Source organism: Photobacterium sp. GSS17 (genome assembly GCF_028621875.1).
GTDB lineage: Bacteria > Pseudomonadota > Gammaproteobacteria > Enterobacterales > Vibrionaceae > Photobacterium > Photobacterium ganghwense.
The window spans coordinates 778,315-796,607 of the sequence record NZ_CP117518.1; the positions used below are offsets into that span (position 1 = coordinate 778,315).

Here is an 18,293-nt window from a genome sequence, read left to right on the forward strand (position 1 = left end):
CAAGATGAGTAGGAATCATGGGTACTCAGAAACCAGATAACCAATCGGCGAACAAACTGACCCCAAAAGATCTGTTCATTGCTGGCACCGGATTTAATGTCTTCTGGCTGGTAGCAGTTGTCGGCCAATACCCATGGATGCCGTTACTGATTCTGCTTCTTGCGGTTAGCTGGTGGTACTATTTGGGCGCCTGGCGGTTTTCAATGTTGATGGGGGGATTGGGTATTCTGATGGATTCAGCGCTTGCTTTTGCTGGAATCCTGGTGTTTGACGACCCTATCTTTCTGCATGGATTACCGACGTGGCTGATGCTTTTGTGGATCGCTTTTGGTTGTTTTGTGTGGGTTTGTCGGCAGTACATCATGACATCGCAGGTTACCTTCATGCTTCTGCTCGGCAGTGTTGGGGGAGTGGTGAGCTATTTTGCCGGATATCGGCTTGGAGCGGTTCACTGGCCGTTTGGTATCCCGACTACCTTATTGGGATTACTGATTTGCTGGTTGGTTTTTAGCGGGATCGTTATAGCGCTGTTGAATCTTTTTGCTGCTTATTGCAGGAGGAGCTATGAACAACCTGTTCACCGTTAAATGGTCTGTTTGGGCGATAGTCGCGGCGGCGATACTTCGGCCGGTAAACGCATCTTCGTTTGATAATGCCACCCTATATTCACCCAACAATTCTGTGCCAATCTCGCCGACACGTTCAACGCTCCCTTGGCAACGATGGCCAGTAGTGGGAGATGCCACTCTACGCTGGGGGCCTTGGGTTATTTATGATTCGGAACTTCGAACCCCGAATGGGCGCTATCATCATCAGGACAGTCAGTTAGCACTGGTCATTAAATATCAGCGTAATATTGAAAATGAGGATTTGCTGACGGCTACTGACGAGCAGTGGCAGCATTTGGGGATTCAGGCTGGAAAAAGGGCCAAATGGCTGAGGATGCTGGCCCAGATTTGGCCGGATGTAAAACAAGGGGATCGCCTGATCTTTGTCCTTCAGGATCGCCAGGGTGTTTTTTATCAGGATAACCGACAAATCGGTATTATCAGCGACCCAGAAATGGCGCGTTCTTTTATTAACATCTGGTTATCCCCTCAAACGGCGTATCCTGATATTCGACGGCAGTTAATTGGTCAGTCCTGAGTATGGGGTTACGCCCACGCACCATTCTATTCCGGCATCTTCATTTATTTAGTGAGTCGTTAGCTTATACCAGACGATAACAACGGAGGGTACACAATGAAAGGTTGTCAGAGACACTATGGTCTATCTCCCTTTTATTCCCTTTTTCAACCTTTCAGGCGGTGCCGGGTATCAACCCGGAAAAGTGCTCCGGGATGGTTCATCCAAGGCCATATTGCCTTTCGGCTGTTGCTTATCGGCTTTTGTGCGCTGTTGTCTGGCTGTTCTGCGTCGGTAGGTGACTATCTGGGAACTAAACCAACTTTCGACTTATTTCGCTATTTTGATGGTCAGGTGCAGGCTTGGGGAATGGTGCAGGACAGAAGTGGTAAACAAATCCGTCGGTTCGAAGTGATGATTACCGGCACCGTCCAAGGTCATCAACTGACCCTGAACGAAAACTTTGTGTTTAATGATGGGGAAAAGCAGCAGAGAATTTGGCGAATCACTCGCCATCAAGATGGTAGTTATACGGGTACTGCCGATGACGTGGTTGGGACCGCTAAAGGGCAGGTGGCAGGGAACGCACTGAACTGGCGATATGTGTTACGTGTTCCGGTTGGCGATTCCACCTACGATATTCAGTTTGACGACTGGATGTACCTTCAGGACGAACAGCACATGTTTAATGTGGCAGAAATGAGCAAGTGGGGATGGAAAGTCGGGCAAGTGACGCTGTTTTTTAAAAAGCTGGATTCTGACAAAGCTAACGTCCAATGAAGCATAACAAAAATGCGTTAGAGATTGCTCTAACGCATGTCTTTAATGCCGCATGATTTTAATCCAACTTGTGCGGGCTAAACCACTTCGTTCTGAACGTACAGAGAACACCCCTTGAAAAGGTATTCACACGGCGTTCAGCCAGTGTGGCTCGACCTACTCTCGTATGGGAATGTTAAAGCGGATAGACTTTATCGAACCGTTCAAGTACTAATTCTGACGTTTCGGTGAATTCAGCCCCTATGGTTTTGGCATACTCAGTAAAAAAGTTGATATGGGCTTTGTGCCACCATTCGTAAGTACCGTCACCTTCACCTTCTGATTTCGCAAAATCTTCAGTCACTTCATTGAAAGGGCAGAATGAAACGTGATTCAACTTTACGATGCATACTGGCTCTTCGGCCCAATTTAAAACGACGGTCAATCGGCCTATCTCTGGAAAGGGTTCATTTTCAATGTCGTAGCCCGCTTTTAAACTGCATGAAGCTGTTTTAATGCCTGCATTTATCAAGCGCGCACATTCATTGGCATTGTATTCATCGGCACAATAATATTCAGCGGTGATTTGAGGAATTTGAGAGCGCTCTTCTGCGGTTAATGTGTTCAGGTAGTTATCCAGGTACTGCTGTTGTTCAATATTCATTTCATTCCTTGAAGTAATACAAAATATGTCTGACGGAGACAAATGGAGATAATTGGTTGTAATTGGCCAGCTAAAGTTCCCAGCCAGATTTGTAGGTTCTGGCGCTGAGTAAATGACAAAGCTCTGCCATGACTTTCATTGATTTTTCCAGTCGGGGCATACGTTCTCGTGAAAGTTTGCCATCAACCCAATGACGGTTATGCACATAAAGGTTATAGGGATTAATGATACATTTGAAATCAAGGGACAGGGACGTTGATAGCGCTGAATGCGCCATATAGCTATGAGGTAAACCGGCTGAGTTTACCAATGTGACGACTTTATCGAAAAGTGCTCCCGTCAGGCTTCCATCAGGTGGCGTTGAGCCCACGTATTCTATGTATTTTTTCAATTCGGAGCAGCACCCCCAGTTATAGGTAGGACTGCATAAGACGAGCCCGGAAGCTTCGTCAGTCAACTGATGAAGTTGTTTGTACTGAGTCGTGCCATAAATGGTATCGTTGTCAAAATTTGGCACATCCAGTTCTGCCAAGTCGACGTATTTGGTTTCACAGCCTAACGCACGCAACGCGTTTAAACAGCTCTTGGCTAATTCTCGGCTACGGCTGTTGGGGTCAAGTCCTGAGCTTACAACAAGAATGTACATAAGAATTACCTACAAATAAGAAAAAGGCTGACTCACAAAAAATAGACTTATAAGGAAGTTAGGGAACCAGGGAACAAGTCAGAGGCAAATGCATTATTTCAAGATTCCTTCAGAGATGCCTTGCTGAAGCTTTGCTTCTACCGCAGCCCATATCTCAGGACTTGCCGCAGAGATTCTTTTACCATTGAGGGCTAGTACTTTTTCTTTAGGTATGTTGTGTATTTTCCAACCATGACCGTCATCATTGAGGTTGTGCAGCAGAGGGGGAATTCGGTCAATCGCTTTGGCGAATTTAGCATCGGCAGTGACACCGGCTTCAAACTCTTCCCACAGCACTACATACTGGGCGCCAAGGTTATCAGGAAGCAGATTAAAGATGCGTTTGACGCCATGCCATTCCTTTCCTTTTTGTTCTACGGTTTCACTGGCGTAGATAATTTTATCGCCTGCGTCGATTTCACCTAAATCGTGAATCAGGAGCATTCTGATGACACGGTTTATATCAACGTCTGCTTCAGCGTATTTGTGAAGAAGTAAAGCACTCAGGCAAACATGCCAACTATGCTCGCCTGCGTTTTCATACCGAGATAAACCCACAGGTCTCGATTTGCGCAAAACGCCTTTCAATTTTTCTATTTCAACCATGAAATCTAAAATCTGAGTGATGTCCTTCAATGACTGCGCCTCCCTGTCTGCCTGTCTGTCATTCACTTATTGGTTGATAACGTTGATTAAATAGATGTGCTTTTTTCTAAACCTTGTAGATTCGAACCCATTACCCATTACCGATAACTCATAACCGCTTTACCCATAACGACATTGGCCATAGCAACGTTAGATGGCTAAATGAGTTGCTCGATTATATGTGCAACAAGGTGATTATGGAATGCAAAGTTCAAAATGAAAAATGCGAACGCGATTGGTGATTGATGTGAGAAAGCGAATTGTTCTTGCGATTCTTAGCAGGATAAGCGCTTTTTCATGAAAGCGCTTATCCATCTGTGAGGTTGTTATGAACATACAGTATCAATTACGGAGTCTGTCAGACTTGCCCGCGAGACATCGCCACCATTCGTTTAAGCACCCAGCGTAACAACAGGGGAATATTGTCGACGTTATCTTCATCAATGTAATTAACCATCGCCAGTGCCACATCAGGTTTAGCATGACGTTTAAGGGCTCGTTGGATAATTTTCTTCGGCGTCTGCGGAGAATCGATTGGCGCATGAGCCAATTTACGAAAGAGTGGCTCGAATCCGTGATGAAACAGGAAATGTTCAATATCCAGATTGGGCAGCATAGTCAGGCGATGGCGCTCTGCGTCTGAGCCCAACATCCCCCGAACGGTATCAGCATATTTTTTCCCCGCCATATCACCGTCGGTAATCACATGCCATTCAATGCCCAGACTTCGCGCAATTTTTATTAATGGCCGCAAGCCACTCTGGGCAAACTCGATAATCTGCACACCTTCGGCGGCAAGGTTGTAGCCACAGATACGCGCCAGTTCGTTAAACAGCCATACCTCGGTTTCACCTTCAACTAACAGCCAGGCTCGGGCAAAGAGGGCGCTTGGGCGATGGACGCGTAAGTGAAAAGTGACACGCCGTTCTTCATCCCTGCTCAGGCGATGGTGGTTAATAGTGAAAACTTGAGTCTTATTTGGCTTACGGATCAACTTATTGAGGCTGCTCAGCGGTACGACAGAACACAGATCCGGGCTGTTAGTGGTTAAGATCTTCTGCATCGGCATCTTAACGATAAAGCTCCATGCCTGATGCAAAAATGTCGGATGCAATCGACCTTCCGGATCTTCAAGGATCATAATCGGACGGCTGATCCGTTTTAATTCCACAGGGCCACGGGCACGAATAAACGCGTTTAGCAAACCCATCAGCACTAATCGACTCTGCTTGCTGACATTTGGTTCGGTTAACTGTTCAAGGGGATTGACCGCGTACTGTGCCCGCTCAGGAAAATGCGAACGGTCAAAGCCCATAGATCGGCTGTGCGGCGTAAACGCGAAGTAGCGGTCAACCAAGGCCCGAAGTGCATTGATGCTGCTTTTGATTTCGGCCGGGCTGACATGACCGGGACGAGTGAGTAATCGGCGGCAGGTATTGTCTAACCGACGCTGGATACGTTCATTTTCAATGGCTTTTTTATCAGGAACGCCGGTTGTCTTGTGCCCGTTACCGTTATGGTGACCGGAATGCAGTGGTTCAGCTTCCCTTAAACGACGGGCATCCCGGATTCGGACAATCGGGTGAAGCACCATTAGTTGCTTGGCAATTCGGTCAGTTTCTTTACAGGCGATAGGGACGCCAGTTGGATCAAGGAATTGACGGTGAGTCGTGACTTTATCTTCGTCAATACTGCTGGTGATCTGATAATACAGGTGCTTACGCTCCTGATTGTCCAGAGAAACCCAGACAGGATGAAACCCGCGATAGCGCCGCGATTTGTATTCGCCCGGGTAATCTTCGCCCCAATGCAGGATAATATTCAGGTGCGTCGCTTTGGCGTGGCCAGCGCTGTAATCCACATGAAAATCATCAAAGTGAAACGTGTGAAACTCAGCATCCGGCGCGAGCGCAATTTCCAGCGCATCGAGTAACGAAGACTTACCCCAGGCATTTTCACCAATCAGCACTGTCAGCTCATTAAATGACAGTGATAATCGGTTGATACCTCTGAAGCCTGAAATTTCAATTCGTTGTAACTGCATAGATTCCTCTGAACCAGTACAAAATGCGCAAGCCTTTCAATGACTAAGGCTAAGTTTGAAGACTTACTGGTAGTTTTAAGCCTACAGGACTATAAAAAGATGCGGCTGTGCGTTGGTCACATTATTGAAAACAAATCGCCCTGAGAGCATCGGAATATTAGGTTGTTGCTGTCAGAAGGACTTGATATAGTCCCGTTGCATAAAAACACCCGCTAACTGGTTGAAAATCAAACCGGTTAGAATAAGCATAGTGGAGATGTCAGATGGCTAAAATTATTCACTCAATGGTTCGTGTCGGTAACCTTGATAAATCACTGAAATTTTATAAAGAAGCACTGGACCTGGATATCGCCGAGCGTCTTGACTTTGAGGGCTTCAGCCTGGTTTACCTGCGCAATGATGAAAACGACATGGAAATCGAACTGACCTGGAATGAAGGTACGGAAGAGTACACGCATGGTTCAGGTTATGGTCATATCGCGGTGGCAGTCGAGGAACTGGAAGCGGATCATGCGAAGTTGACTGAACTGGGCTATGCGCCAGCGGACATTAAAGAATTCCACCGTGATGGACAACTTCTGGCGAAATTCTTCTTTGTACTGGATCCTGATGGTTACAAAATTGAATTCCTTCAGCGTCATGGCCGCTACCAGTAATTGTCGCTATCAGGCAATTTTTTCAGAACGCCAGACTTTCAAAACGCTAGCTAACACACAAGCCTGTTATCAGAAGACCACGATTAGCTGAACGCCCGAATACTAGGAGCGGAACACTAGAGCAACGGTTTCAACGTTGAGATAGTTACCATCGTTGAGTTCGCTGATCTGGTTGTGGTAGCTCAGCTAAATGTGAAAGCTGATTAGTCGTATTTTCAAGCCACGCATTTCGCGTGGTTTGTTGTTTCTGGCTGCTGTGTTGAGCGGCAAGTTACCAGTAAACCCAATCTAATTTATTGCTGATGATCGTATGTTATGTCACCAGCTAGCTCGGTGCCTTTGAGCAATTCATCTCAGCGTCATGTTATTGCGGATAATGCCAATAAGAGTATGAGCATTGTCACTCATGGAGTGAAACTGCAATAGAAAAAATCATCAAAAACCTGAGATTCAACGTAATCTGTTATATGATGATGGTTTAGTAGAGATTCATGGAGAGTTTGTTACGGATATGTCAGATCATCGCCCAGTGAAAATGACCATTGCCCACATCAACGACACGCATTCACATTTCGAGCCGTCGTCGATCTCGCTAAAGCTGCCTTACGACGTACTGAATAATGAAATGTCGGTATTTGCGAGCTGTGGTGGTTTTTCCAGGGTTTCTTCAGCCGTTAAGGATGTTAAGCGGCATGCCTACCTGAATGAGCGTGAATTTATGTTTGTTCATGCCGGAGATTGCTTTCAGGGCACATTGTATTTCTCTTTGTACAAAGGGGTGGCTAACGCTCGCCTTTTGAATGCTATCGGTATCGAAGCGATGGCATTAGGTAACCATGAACTGGACATGGGCAATGGGATCGTGGCGGATTTTATGGATATGGTCGATTTTCCGCTGCTGGCGGGAAACTGGGATCTATCACAGGAAAATCCGGACAAACCGAATCCGCTGGCACCTAAGCCTCAGGTTCTGGCTTATGACCATCTTAATCAACACGCCCACTTTCTGGTGAAAGAGGTGGATAGTGAGCCGGTGGCGATTTTTGGCTTGTCGATTGAGAACATGGCCGCGATAGCCAATCCGGATCCCGATACGTTTTTCCTGAATGTTACCGACGTCGCTAAGAACACCGTTGCAGCGATTCGTCGCCAGGGGATCAACAAAATTATTTTGCTGAGTCATCTGGGGTATGAACGTGATCTTGAATTGGCTGCTCAGGTTGAAGGTATCGGGGCGATCATTGGTGGTCACACCCATACGATGCAAGGCAATTTCCAAAATGTTGGTTACGGTGTCACTGATGAATACGCCAGAATGGTCAATGGCACCTGCGTTGTTCAGGCTGGTTGTAATGCGATGGCATTGGGGCAACTGGAACTTGATTTTAATGCTGATGGTACGGTGGCGAAGGCTGGCGGGGTAAACCAGCTGCTGCTCGGGCGTCAGTTCACTTTAGACGCAAGCCGTAGTCAGCACCTGGATGAATCAACTCACGAAGCGGTAAAAGCGTATCTGTACGCACAGCCCAATGTTCGTTTTTGTGCCAAAGATCCGCTGATTGAAAATTTACTCAATGAAGAGTTCCGTCCGGCGGTTAGACTACTTCAGACAGAGCAGATAGCCGTTGTTGCCGAGCCGCTTCGTCATACCCGCATCCCGGATCAACGTGGTGCCAGCCAGATTGCACCGCTGGTGGTTGACAGCTTTGTCTGGCAGTCCCGTCAGATGGGGTTTGAGGTTCACTTTGGAATTCATAACGCGGGTGGCGTGAGAACCTCATTCCATGAAGGCCCGATCACCTCGGCCGATATTGCAGGCCGTCTGTTGCCTTTTGCGATTGGACTGATGGTGTATCCGGTCACCGGAGCCCAGGTTAGGGCGGCGTTGGAAGGTGCCATTGATAACGCTATTGATAATGGCGTAGAAGGTACAGGTTCGGGCAGTTACCCTTATACCTCACACTTGAAGTATCTGTATCGTTGCTGTGCTCCGAAAGGTAAGCGTATTGAAGCGCTACAGGTTTACTTTGAAGGGCAGTGGGTGGATGTTAATGACGAACAGCGATACTTATCAGTGTCGTCTGGTTACACTGCGACAGGTAAAGAAGGCTATAACGCGCTGGTGGACGAAACCTCTGAGCCACAGCCACTGAACATCACGATGGCAGAAGCCTTCGAAGCATACGCTCGTGTAAGACAAAGCCTGACAGCGCCACCGGAGGATATCTCCTTGTTCATTCCTTGTGAATGCCAGGATGATTCAGCTGAAGGCGCTGCCTGATACTGGTTATTACGTCTGGTTGATACCTGTTACTGATATTTTTCATCCGTACTGCATCTCTTTAAGCCTGTCGTTATTTTACATGCCGATCATTCGATTGTTAAAAATGACAACAGGCTTTTTAATTTTTCCTTCCAACCTGTCGGTAAATATACAGTGTGGTCTGTTTAAAAAGACTGGCTGAAAAGCGGGCAAGTCGAAAACCTGACAGGCTCAAACACCATTGAGCAGACGTTCGGGTTAAGACTCAGTTGAAGGTGAAGATAAATTCAGGGATGTATGATGAGAAATGGATGGTTTGATGCCGTGACGGCAGCAACAGCAATCTGGGCTTCAGTGTGGATTGCTCTGGTATATTTTTTGCCGCCTTTATTTGGGTAAATCAGCAGTCCGAAACTAAAAAGCCGGGATCAACCCGGCTTTTTTGAATCTGAATCAGATGACTTATCAGGCCGTCAGCGCTTCAGTTTCTTCAGAGTTGGCCACTTCTTTAGCCAAACGGTAGGCTGCCAGATCTTCAATGGTCAGAACCGGCATGTTGTGCACTTTACCAAACTCAATGACCTCCGGCAGACGAGCCATAGTGCCGTCGGGATTGGTCAGTTCACACAATACACCGTAAGGTTTCAGACCCGCCAGGCGCATTAGGTCGATAGTGGCTTCTGTGTGACCACGGCGAGCCAGCACGCCTTCCGAGTTTGCTTTCAGTGGGAAAACATGGCCTGGACGGCTCAAGTCAGAAGGTTTTGCACCATCAGCAATAGCGGTTTTAATCGTGGTAACACGGTCAGCAGCAGATACACCGGTTGTGACACCCTTGGCGGCTTCAATCGTTACAGTAAAGCCAGTTTGGTTGGCACTGGTGTTGTTGTCGACCATCATTGGCAGAGCCAATTGATCGCAACGTTCTTCAGTCAGACAAAGACAAACGATACCCGAACATTCACGGATCATCAGTGCCATCTGTTCTGCAGTCAGCGTTTCGGCTGCAAAAATGATATCACCTTCGTTTTCACGATCTTCATCGTCAACAACCAGCACGCCTCGTCCTTGACGAATAGCCGTCAGGCCTGCTTCAACGCGCTTAAAAGGGGTGCCGTAAGGGGTAAGTAGAGACTGATTCATGGTAAGAAACTCCAAATATAAACAATTACCAGAATCAGGGCTTGGAAAGTCAGCGAACAGCATAAAACAACGTTGCTTAGCAACAAGAATGTATAGCTATAGCAAATCGACCGACATAACAAAAATCATGTACGGTGCAGTTTAGAACTATTCAGAGCTAAATGCTCCGCTGAAATCCTCTTCCATCCGGACTTTAACCGTCGGCTCTGGAATCATGTATGTCTCAATACACTGCACCAGATCTGCTGACCTTGCATGGCGATGAAGTGTGCTATGCAAGCGCTCGCGGGCTCTCCCTTTTGAGGACTACCGCCGGTGGGGAATTTCACCCCGCCCTGAGAATTCCCCAGCAATATAGGCAAATGTCATATTCAGTGCAAGATAATCAACAGTTTTATTGATAAATGTTTGAGGTGGCTACGGATATGACGTTTAAATGCTCAACTTCCGGGGATGACTCTACAGTGGGTTGGGGCAGACTCGTTTGCGGGGTGAGTACCACCCCGCGCATTTAAGATATGGATTAAAGGTTCGGTCACTAGCAGCTAGGCTGCATTGTCTTTATTGCTGCCGCCTTGATGGGCATCAACGGCTTTGGAAACGCTGTCGGCGGTATGGTTAGCAACATCTTTGGATTGTTCGCCTGCTGACAGTTTTGATTGAGGCTTAGACTCAGACTTTGAATTTTAAGCCGACGATTCTTCCGTTTGTGGCTCGCAAAGCTTTCCATTCAACCAACGAACAAATAAGGGCAGGGTGTAAGTCGGCAACTGCAGTGCGCCCATAATAATCAGAAAATCCGGCCCCAAATAGCTTCCTGCTACTGTATAGGTCAGAAGGACATTCCGGTTAGCTGAAGTGATGGCGGCAATCAGAGCCATGTTTTTGTCTGTACGCCAGTAAACGAGGAAACCGGCAACAAAAAACAGTGCGCATAAAGCCAGGCCGATCAGAAAATAGTTCATGGCGGACAGGAGGGAGTCATCGAAAATGGATCGGAACGGTCCGATGAGTCCGAACGGGAAAGAGAACACCAGAATGATGGTGACCTGAGATAGCTTGCTGTGAATACGGTGCAGAGTATCGTGAGGCACCAGATTGTAGACCAATGCTGAAAACATCATCGGGCCCACAATAAAAATAAGCAATCTTTGAAGATAGCTGACCAGATCCAGGCTGAAGGCATTTTCCTGGAAAAGCATCAGGTTAATATAAAGCACGACGGGCATAAGCAACGTTGTGGCAATCGTCATCGCCATCGCCTCTAGCGGAGCCAGCCCAACTGAGCGAACAATGGCCGGCGTCGCAAACAGAGAGCCGGTTGCTGTTACAGCAGAAATGGCCAGAAGCATACTGCTGCTGGCATCAAGCAGGCTGGCAATGGTACAGCTGATCAGGGTTAACACTGCCGCATGCAGAAAAGCATATCCCCATACCCATGCCTTAGCTAATAGCCCGACCAGTACTTTTTGCTGCATGCCCAGCAGAGTAAAGAGCATAAGGCAAAAAAGAACATACGGCAGGTAGGGAAATAGAGCAGCTGATGCCTGAGGGAAAATAAATCCGGCAACAGCAGCAATGATTAAAAAGATGGATGAATGTTTGGCAAGCAGCGAAAGCATAATGAACATCTTATTTTTGTGTGTTGCGCTATTGTTATACAAAAGTAATCGGTGATGCAAGGGTAATTAAAGTTCTGCATACTTTATAAGAATGGTTAGGGATTTAATCGCTTTGGCTGCATGGTTTTTCATTGGTTTTGTTTTGGCTGAAACCATTCATTAACAGATTAGGAAATCTAATCTTTATGGCGAAATATTGTCATTTTCTTGTGTCAGAGTGGATGGATAAAATACTGGCAGTTAAAAAACAATGACAATGAGAGGCAATCATGGCACAGGCAATGAATTTCGACACCATCGCTACGTCTACTGCAATGGATAAGAAAGCCTATGCGTTAAATGTCAAAGGACTGATTGCACACGCATTGGATATTCTTTTTGGTGGTAAAAAGGCACCTAAGCAGTACTCAGTTTCTGACCTGCCGGTACACCTTCAGAAAGATATCGGTATGTACCGTTAAGCGCAGGATAGCGTGGAACACAAAAACGTCGGCTTAGTCCGGCGTTTTTTTATGCCCTGATTTTATTAATCCGAACGATGTTTTATTTCGTGAGTGAGAAACAGTGCAAAAATCTTGCATATGACTTAGGGTAATATCATGTTTTTAAATAATTTAATCAGAGCTTAACTTTTTTTTATGAGAATATGGCATGATGTCACTGTAACGATATATGCGCGGGAGATAATTTAGTGGGCTTCTTCTCAAAATTGTTTGGGCTAGAGAAATCAACGCCTGTAAAAGCTGATGTTGAGCCAATTGAGTACAAAGGCTATCTCATTTACCCGGAGCCGAAGTCCGAAGGCGGACAATTCCGGATTGCAGGTCGAATCTGCAAACAATTCGATGATGAGCTGAAAACACATGCCTTTATTCGTTCCGATTTGCTGGCCTCAAAACAGGATGCTGAAACCTTTATGGTCAACAAAGCCAAGATGTTTATCGATCAGACAGGAGACAGTATGTTCCGCTGATCTGATTCGGTTTGAGCTCTGGTAAGGCAGTAGCCTTGCCTTACTGGTCTGAGTTTCGGTTAATCCTTCTCTTTTATTGAGAACGGAGAGGCTGGAGGCGTAGGTAAGCTGTTGCCTGTGTCGTAATTCATCAAGGAATGATGAAACTGTCCCTTCTTTAGTTTCAAAATTCTTTTTCTTTGATGTTTTAAACAAGAATCCATCTGAAATGAGATATTATTTTAGATGTTTATAAGGTCATTTGGCTGGTTGTGGTTATTTCTTCATGTTTCAGTGAATAGATAGCTAATTTTATTGGTGGTTTGACCTCTGTCCAGGCGTTGGGGAAGTTATTTTCTTTCGTTCTGGCGGTAACATTTGTTGTTAAAACAAAGCATAGCTATGTTTGTTTGTATTTTTCCTACAAAATGCTTGATCTTGCATCAGTGGTTAGATACAAAATTGTTACTTATTTGCCAAATTTTAGGGAATAATGATGCAAATTGGTGTGCCAAGAGAAACGCTCGCGGGAGAAACGCGAGTTGCTGCGACACCCAAAACGGTAGAGCAGCTGCTAAAGCTGGGTTTCAGTGTAGTGGTCGAACACGATGCTGGTATTCACGCTAGTTTTGATGATGCGGCCTTTGAAGAAGCAGGCGCGACTGTTGTTTCAACCGATGAGGTGTGGGACTCAGATCTGATCCTGAAAGTCAACGCTCCCCTGGTTGATGAAGCCAATGGAATCGATGAAATTGCGTTGATCAAAGAAGGAGCAAGCCTGGTTAGCTTTATTTGGCCAGCGCAAAATCCTGAGTTGCTTGAGAAACTATCGAGCAAAAAAATCAACGTTATGGCGATGGATTCAGTGCCACGTATCTCAAGAGCACAGTCGCTTGACGCGCTGAGCTCAATGGCCAACATCGCCGGTTACCGTGCTGTGGTTGAAGCTGCGCACGAGTTTGGTCGGTTCTTCACCGGCCAGATCACGGCGGCCGGTAAAGTACCACCTGCCAAAGTACTGGTTGCCGGTGCGGGTGTTGCTGGTCTGGCTGCAATTGGTGCGGCTGGTAGCCTGGGTGCGATTGTTCGCGCATTCGACGTTCGTCCTGAAGTAAAAGAGCAGGTCGAGAGTATGGGGGCTGAATTCCTGGAAGTTGACTTCAAACAGGAAGATAACGGCCCGGGTGATGGCTATGCCAAAGAAATGTCAGACGATTTCAACAAAGCGGCTGAACGTCTGTACGCAGAGCAAGCCAAAGACGTTGACATAATCATTACGACTGCACTGATTCCTGGGCGTCCAGCTCCTAAGCTGATTACCCAAGAAATGGTTGATTCTATGAAGCCGGGCAGTGTGATTGTTGACCTGGCTGCGGCCAACGGCGGTAACTGTGCTTATACCCAAGCGGATAAAGTCATCGTTACGGATAACGGCGTAAAAGTGATCGGTTATACCGATATGGTTGGTCGTCTGCCAAACCAGTCTTCTCAGCTATACGGTACAAACCTGGTTAACCTGCTGAAACTTCTTTGCAAAGAAAAAGACGGCATCATTGATATTGATTTCGATGATGAAGTTATTCGTGGTCTGACTGTGATCAAAGAAGGGGAAGTAACCTGGCCAGCGCCACCAATCAAAGTGTCCGCGGCACCAGCTCAAAAACCAACAGAAGTTAAAAAGCCAATTGAGAAGGTCGAACAACCTACCTCGCCGGCTAAAAAATACGGTCTGATGGCTGCTGGTATCGTGCTATTTGGCTGGGTGGCAAACTCTGCGCCTGCCGAATTCCTGTCTCACTTTACTGTTTTTGTTCTTGCCTGTGTGGTTGGTTACTACGTTGTGTGGAACGTTACTCATGCGCTGCATACACCACTGATGTCTGTAACCAATGCTATCTCGGGGATCATCATTGTTGGTGCATTACTGCAAATAGGCCAAGGAATCGGTGTTGTAACCTTCCTGTCCTTTATTGCGGTTTTAATCGCCAGTATCAATATTTTCGGTGGTTTCACCGTGACCAAGCGCATGCTTGAGATGTTCCGTAAAGATAGATAAGGAGTAACAAATGTCTGCAGGAATCGTACAAGCGGCATACATTGTTGCTGCAATTTTATTTATCATGTCTCTGGCAGGGCTTTCCAAGCAAGAAACGGCCCGTGCAGGTAACTATTACGGCATTGCCGGTATGGCTATCGCACTGATTGCAACTATTCTGGGCCCGGATTCTCAGGGCACGGGATGGATTATCCTTGCGATGATCATTGGTGGTGCAATCGGTATCTACTTTGCCAAGAAAGTTGAAATGACTGAGATGCCAGAATTGGTTGCTATTCTTCACAGCTTCGTGGGTATGGCAGCGGTACTGGTTGGTTTCAACACCTTCATTGACCATGGCGATCTGACAGGTGTAATGCTGAACATTCACCTGGTAGAAATCTTCCTTGGCGTGTTCATTGGTGCAGTAACATTCACCGGTTCAATCGTGGCGTTCGGTAAACTGCGTGGCCTGATTTCGTCAAAGCCACTGATGCTGCCTCACCGTCATAAACTGAATCTGGCTGCCGTTGTGGTTTCCGTTCTGCTGTTGTTCTCTTTCGTGAACGCAGAAGGGTCAATGTTTGCGCTGATTTTGGTGACTATCATCGCGTTGGCGTTTGGTTACCACCTGGTGGCTTCAATCGGTGGTGCTGACATGCCGGTTGTGGTTTCAATGCTTAACTCATACTCAGGCTGGGCAGCGGCAGCGGCAGGTTTCATGCTGGCGAACGATCTGTTGATCGTAACCGGTGCGCTGGTAGGTTCATCGGGTGCTATTCTGTCTTACATTATGTGTAAAGCAATGAACCGCTCTTTCATCAGTGTTATTGCCGGTGGCTTTGGTACTGACGGTTCAGTTTCTACTACAGAAGAAGAAATGGGTGAGTACCATGAAGCGTCTGCAGAAGAAGTGGCTGAAATGCTGAAAGACGCCCGTTCTGTGATTATCACTCCAGGATACGGTATGGCTGTCGCGCAGGCACAGTACCCAGTTCACGAAATTACTGACAAACTGCGTAAGCAAGGTGTGGAAGTCCGTTTCGGTATTCACCCTGTTGCTGGCCGTCTGCCGGGTCACATGAACGTACTGCTGGCTGAAGCGAAAGTACCTTACGACATCGTGCTTGAAATGGATGAAATCAACGAAGATTTCCCAGAAACGGATGTTGTACTGGTTATCGGTGCGAATGATACGGTCAACCCGGCTGCAACTGAAGACCCAAGTAGTCCAATTGCCGGTATGCCTGTTCTGGAAGTGTGGAATGCAAAACACGTTATCGTATTTAAGCGTTCAATGAACACAGGTTATGCTGGCGTTCAAAACCCGCTGTTCTTCAAAGACAACTCGCAAATGCTGTTTGGCGATGCGAAAGACAGCTGTCTGAAGATTCTTGAGCATCTGGATTAAGTCCAAGACTGAAATTAATGCTTAGTCGCGCGTGATAAACAGAAGGGAGCCAATCGGCTCCCTTTTTTTGTGCTCGACCATTGTGACAGTTCTGATTGCAAAACTTACGTATGTGCGTATCTTCTTGACTATGCGATGATATTCGCGTCAGACGAATGACAATTTCCTGACATAGTACGTTAATGGAATGATAAACTCTGCGACATGAAAAAATATGTCCTACTACTTTCACTGCTGATATCCGGCGTGCCTAATATGGCCGCGGCAGAAAATTTGCCTGAGCGCTTAAGTGCCGTTCGATCTGAGCTATTGGCCAGTGAACCGGTGGCGACTTATGATTTTCGGCAACTGCAAAGTCAGTTTCCGACACAGCTGCTTGTGCCATCATCGCTGTTACCCCAGTCTTCCCTTTATCCTTTGAAATCGTTACAGCGACTATACCAGAGTGCACAAAGCTGTAAGGGCCCGTGGCCAGTGACGCCGTTACTGACTCAGCCACTGGTGTTTACGCGTGCATTGTGTAATAACACGGTTCTTCCGGTCGGCTGGTTTGCCCGCGCCGGATATATTCATCCGGGCGGGGGCAGTTACGCTGCCCGTTATTTGCAGGCCCATCCTGATATGAAAGAGAAACTTAACAAGTTTCAGCACATTCAGGAGCGGGATCTGGATCCGACGAATACTGCGCTTGGGCGATTGCAGCGGATGAGTAATGATGAAATCATGGTATACATTGCCGGTGCCGAATCGTTTGTTTCCAACGGAGAGCTTTGGATTCGCAATGGCAATGAGTATTATATCTACGACCAGCCGACGTGGTCTGTGGCGATGAACAAGTTTGATGTTCATTTCACCAGATTGAACCAAAGTAGCTTTTGCATACTCAAAAGCGGAAACATCTGCTGGGAAGAAGAAGACCAGTCGCACCTGACTTACTACTTGTTGGTTGGTTTGCTGGTGCTCAACGTTGGCTTGCTGATCGGTTGGGGTGCCTACCGGTTGAGAATTCGACGTCGGGCGATGCAGGAGCGTATGCTGGTACTGCAGATTCTGACCCATGAACTGAGAACACCGATTGCCAGTCTGGGGATGACTGTAGAGGGTTTTCGACGCCATTTTGATGCGTTGCCGGAAACCCTATATGATGAATTCAGACGTCTGACCGAAGACTCCAGACGTCTTAAACAGCTTGCAGAAGCAAGCAAAGATTACTTGCAGGCTAATCAACAGGAACTCAGCGTTCAGCATATTGACTCCTTTAATGAGTGGATTGAATACTTGAGTGAACCTTACGAGGTGACATTGGAGTTAGCTGAAGACAGACCTGTTGATGTCAACATCTACTGGTTGGGGACGTGTATTGATAATTTATTATCTAATGCCCATAAGTACGGTGTGAAGCCAGTGACATTAACGTCATCGTTCAATAACGGAAAGTTGATTGTAAGTGTTTCAGACAATGGACAGCTTGGCTCGAAAGACTGGGCGCGATTAAGAAAGCCCTTCGTCAGTGAAAGAGGGTTAGGGCTTGGGCTTACAATTGTTGAATCGATGATACGAAGAATGGGAGGACGAATGAAACTCGTTGGTCCACCTACAACGTTTATATTGGAGATACCGTGTGAATCAAACTCTGCTTCTGGTTGAAGATGACCGCAACCTTGCTGATGGTTTACTCGAAAGTTTAAAAGAAGCGGGCTATAAATGCCTGTATGCTGATTGTGCATCAAATGTTGCCGATAAATGGGCCGATGCCGATTTAGTTGTTCTTGACCGTCAGCTACCTGAAGGGGATTCCCTGAACTATTTGTCCAAGTGGCTGAAAATTAAACATGTACCTGTGATTCTGCTGACTGCAATGGTATCGGTATCGGATAAAGTGATTGGCCTGGAATCGGGCGCGAAAGACTATTTGACGAAACCCTTTGCGGAAGAAGAACTACTGGCGCGTATCCGCTTGCATTTGCGTGATGGTGCACCTGAACAGGTGTCATCCAACATCGTGAAAGTCGGTGATATCAGCATTGATTTGGATAGTCGTGATGTACAGTACAGTGGTGACAGTGTCACTTTGACCCGTACTGAGTTCGAATTGCTGGTTTTTCTTGCTAAACATGCGGGCCGTGTATTCACGCGTGACGAACTGTTGGATCAAGTTTGGGGCTACAACCATTATCCCACCACTCGTACCGTTGATACCCACATTCTGCAGTTACGTCAGAAATTGCCGGGTATTGAAATTGAAACTCTGCGTGGCGTTGGCTACCGGATGAAATCAGCGTAAGTTAA

17 protein-coding genes and 1 riboswitch are annotated in these 18,293 nt (G+C 46.7%); of the genes, 11 read left to right on the top strand and 6 right to left on the bottom strand.

All coding sequences use genetic code 11. The features are described from left to right. Positions 1-17 precede the first annotated feature (17 nt). The 3 genes from PGW97_RS19915 (at position 18) to PGW97_RS19925 (ending at position 1,905) form a co-directional block, all read left to right on the top strand. A complete protein-coding gene (locus tag PGW97_RS19915) occupies positions 18-587 on the top strand; it encodes a DUF2878 domain-containing protein (RefSeq protein ID WP_273860542.1) in 570 nt (189 codons plus the stop codon). Then, positions 565-1,146: a chalcone isomerase family protein gene (locus PGW97_RS19920; protein ID WP_273860543.1), complete on the top strand. Its 582-nt coding sequence runs from the start codon at positions 565-567 to the stop codon at positions 1,144-1,146. Before PGW97_RS19915 ends, PGW97_RS19920 begins: the two co-directional genes overlap by 23 nt. Positions 1,147-1,242: 96 nt before the next feature. Beyond that, positions 1,243-1,905 carry a DUF3833 domain-containing protein gene (locus tag PGW97_RS19925; protein WP_273860544.1) on the top strand — a complete coding sequence of 221 codons (663 nt, stop codon included), beginning with the start codon at positions 1,243-1,245 and terminating at the stop codon, positions 1,903-1,905. A gap of 175 nt (positions 1,906-2,080) precedes the next feature. Here the strand turns inward: PGW97_RS19925 and PGW97_RS19930 are convergent, their stop codons facing one another. The 4 genes from PGW97_RS19930 to PGW97_RS19945 form a co-directional block, all read right to left on the bottom strand. Then, a complete protein-coding gene (locus PGW97_RS19930; RefSeq protein ID WP_273860545.1) occupies positions 2,081-2,548 on the bottom strand; it encodes an ASCH domain-containing protein in 468 nt (155 codons plus the stop codon). 70 nt (positions 2,549-2,618) lie between these two features. Continuing rightward, a complete protein-coding gene (locus PGW97_RS19935) occupies positions 2,619-3,194 on the bottom strand; it encodes an NADPH-dependent FMN reductase (RefSeq protein WP_217392363.1) in 576 nt (191 codons plus the stop codon). Positions 3,195-3,287: 93 nt separating this feature from the next. Beyond that, positions 3,288-3,869, bottom strand: coding sequence for an HD domain-containing protein (locus tag PGW97_RS19940; RefSeq protein ID WP_273860546.1), 582 nt, complete (start codon positions 3,867-3,869; stop codon positions 3,288-3,290). Between the two features lie 367 nt (positions 3,870-4,236). Next, positions 4,237-5,922 carry a DUF2813 domain-containing protein gene (locus PGW97_RS19945; RefSeq protein ID WP_217392361.1) on the bottom strand — a complete coding sequence of 562 codons (1,686 nt, stop codon included), beginning with the start codon at positions 5,920-5,922 and terminating at the stop codon, positions 4,237-4,239. Between the two features lie 263 nt (positions 5,923-6,185). Here PGW97_RS19945 and PGW97_RS19950 point away from each other — a divergent pair, with 263 nt between their 5' ends. Both PGW97_RS19950 and PGW97_RS19955 read left to right on the top strand, forming a co-directional pair. Continuing rightward, positions 6,186-6,578 (top strand): VOC family protein, encoded by a 393-nt coding sequence (locus PGW97_RS19950; RefSeq protein ID WP_047884268.1) that lies wholly within the window; start codon positions 6,186-6,188, stop codon positions 6,576-6,578. A 511-nt stretch (positions 6,579-7,089) separates the two neighbouring features. Further along, positions 7,090-8,859 carry a bifunctional metallophosphatase/5'-nucleotidase gene (locus PGW97_RS19955; RefSeq protein ID WP_047884267.1) on the top strand — a complete coding sequence of 590 codons (1,770 nt, stop codon included), beginning with the start codon at positions 7,090-7,092 and terminating at the stop codon, positions 8,857-8,859. A 447-nt stretch (positions 8,860-9,306) separates the two neighbouring features. Here PGW97_RS19955 and ribB read toward each other — a convergent pair whose 3' ends face one another. Both ribB and PGW97_RS19965 read right to left on the bottom strand, forming a co-directional pair. After that, on the bottom strand, positions 9,307-9,984 hold the full coding sequence (gene ribB, locus PGW97_RS19960; protein WP_273860547.1) for a 3,4-dihydroxy-2-butanone-4-phosphate synthase: 678 nt from the start codon (positions 9,982-9,984) through the stop codon (positions 9,307-9,309). A gap of 170 nt (positions 9,985-10,154) precedes the next feature. Beyond that, positions 10,155-10,331: riboswitch (FMN riboswitch) on the bottom strand. 339 nt (positions 10,332-10,670) lie between these two features. Further along, the gene (locus tag PGW97_RS19965; RefSeq protein ID WP_273860548.1) at positions 10,671-11,606 is read right to left on the bottom strand and encodes a hypothetical protein; all 936 of its coding nucleotides are present in this window, start codon (positions 11,604-11,606) and stop codon (positions 10,671-10,673) included. 269 nt (positions 11,607-11,875) lie between these two features. On the opposite strand from PGW97_RS19965, the gene PGW97_RS19970 reads away from it, so the two are divergent. The 6 genes from PGW97_RS19970 (at position 11,876) to PGW97_RS19995 (ending at position 18,288) form a co-directional block, all read left to right on the top strand. Continuing rightward, a complete protein-coding gene (locus PGW97_RS19970; protein ID WP_047884264.1) occupies positions 11,876-12,067 on the top strand; it encodes a hypothetical protein in 192 nt (63 codons plus the stop codon). Between the two features lie 230 nt (positions 12,068-12,297). Next, positions 12,298-12,579: an HlyU family transcriptional regulator gene (locus PGW97_RS19975; protein WP_047884263.1), complete on the top strand. Its 282-nt coding sequence runs from the start codon at positions 12,298-12,300 to the stop codon at positions 12,577-12,579. 475 nt (positions 12,580-13,054) lie between these two features. Beyond that, a complete protein-coding gene (locus PGW97_RS19980; RefSeq protein WP_273860549.1) occupies positions 13,055-14,614 on the top strand; it encodes a Re/Si-specific NAD(P)(+) transhydrogenase subunit alpha in 1,560 nt (519 codons plus the stop codon). Between the two features lie 10 nt (positions 14,615-14,624). Further along, entirely contained in the window at positions 14,625-16,004 is a 1,380-nt protein-coding gene (gene pntB / locus PGW97_RS19985) for a Re/Si-specific NAD(P)(+) transhydrogenase subunit beta (protein WP_047884261.1), read from the top strand. Positions 16,005-16,208: 204 nt separating this feature from the next. After that, complete coding sequence (gene vxrA, locus PGW97_RS19990; protein WP_047884260.1) at positions 16,209-17,651, top strand: sensor histidine kinase VxrA; 1,443 nt, start codon at positions 16,209-16,211, stop codon at positions 17,649-17,651. Then, positions 17,626-18,288, top strand: a complete 663-nt coding sequence (locus tag PGW97_RS19995; protein WP_047884259.1) for a response regulator transcription factor — start codon at positions 17,626-17,628, stop codon at positions 18,286-18,288. The genes vxrA and PGW97_RS19995 overlap by 26 nt, the downstream gene beginning before the upstream one ends. Positions 18,289-18,293 lie beyond the last annotated feature (5 nt).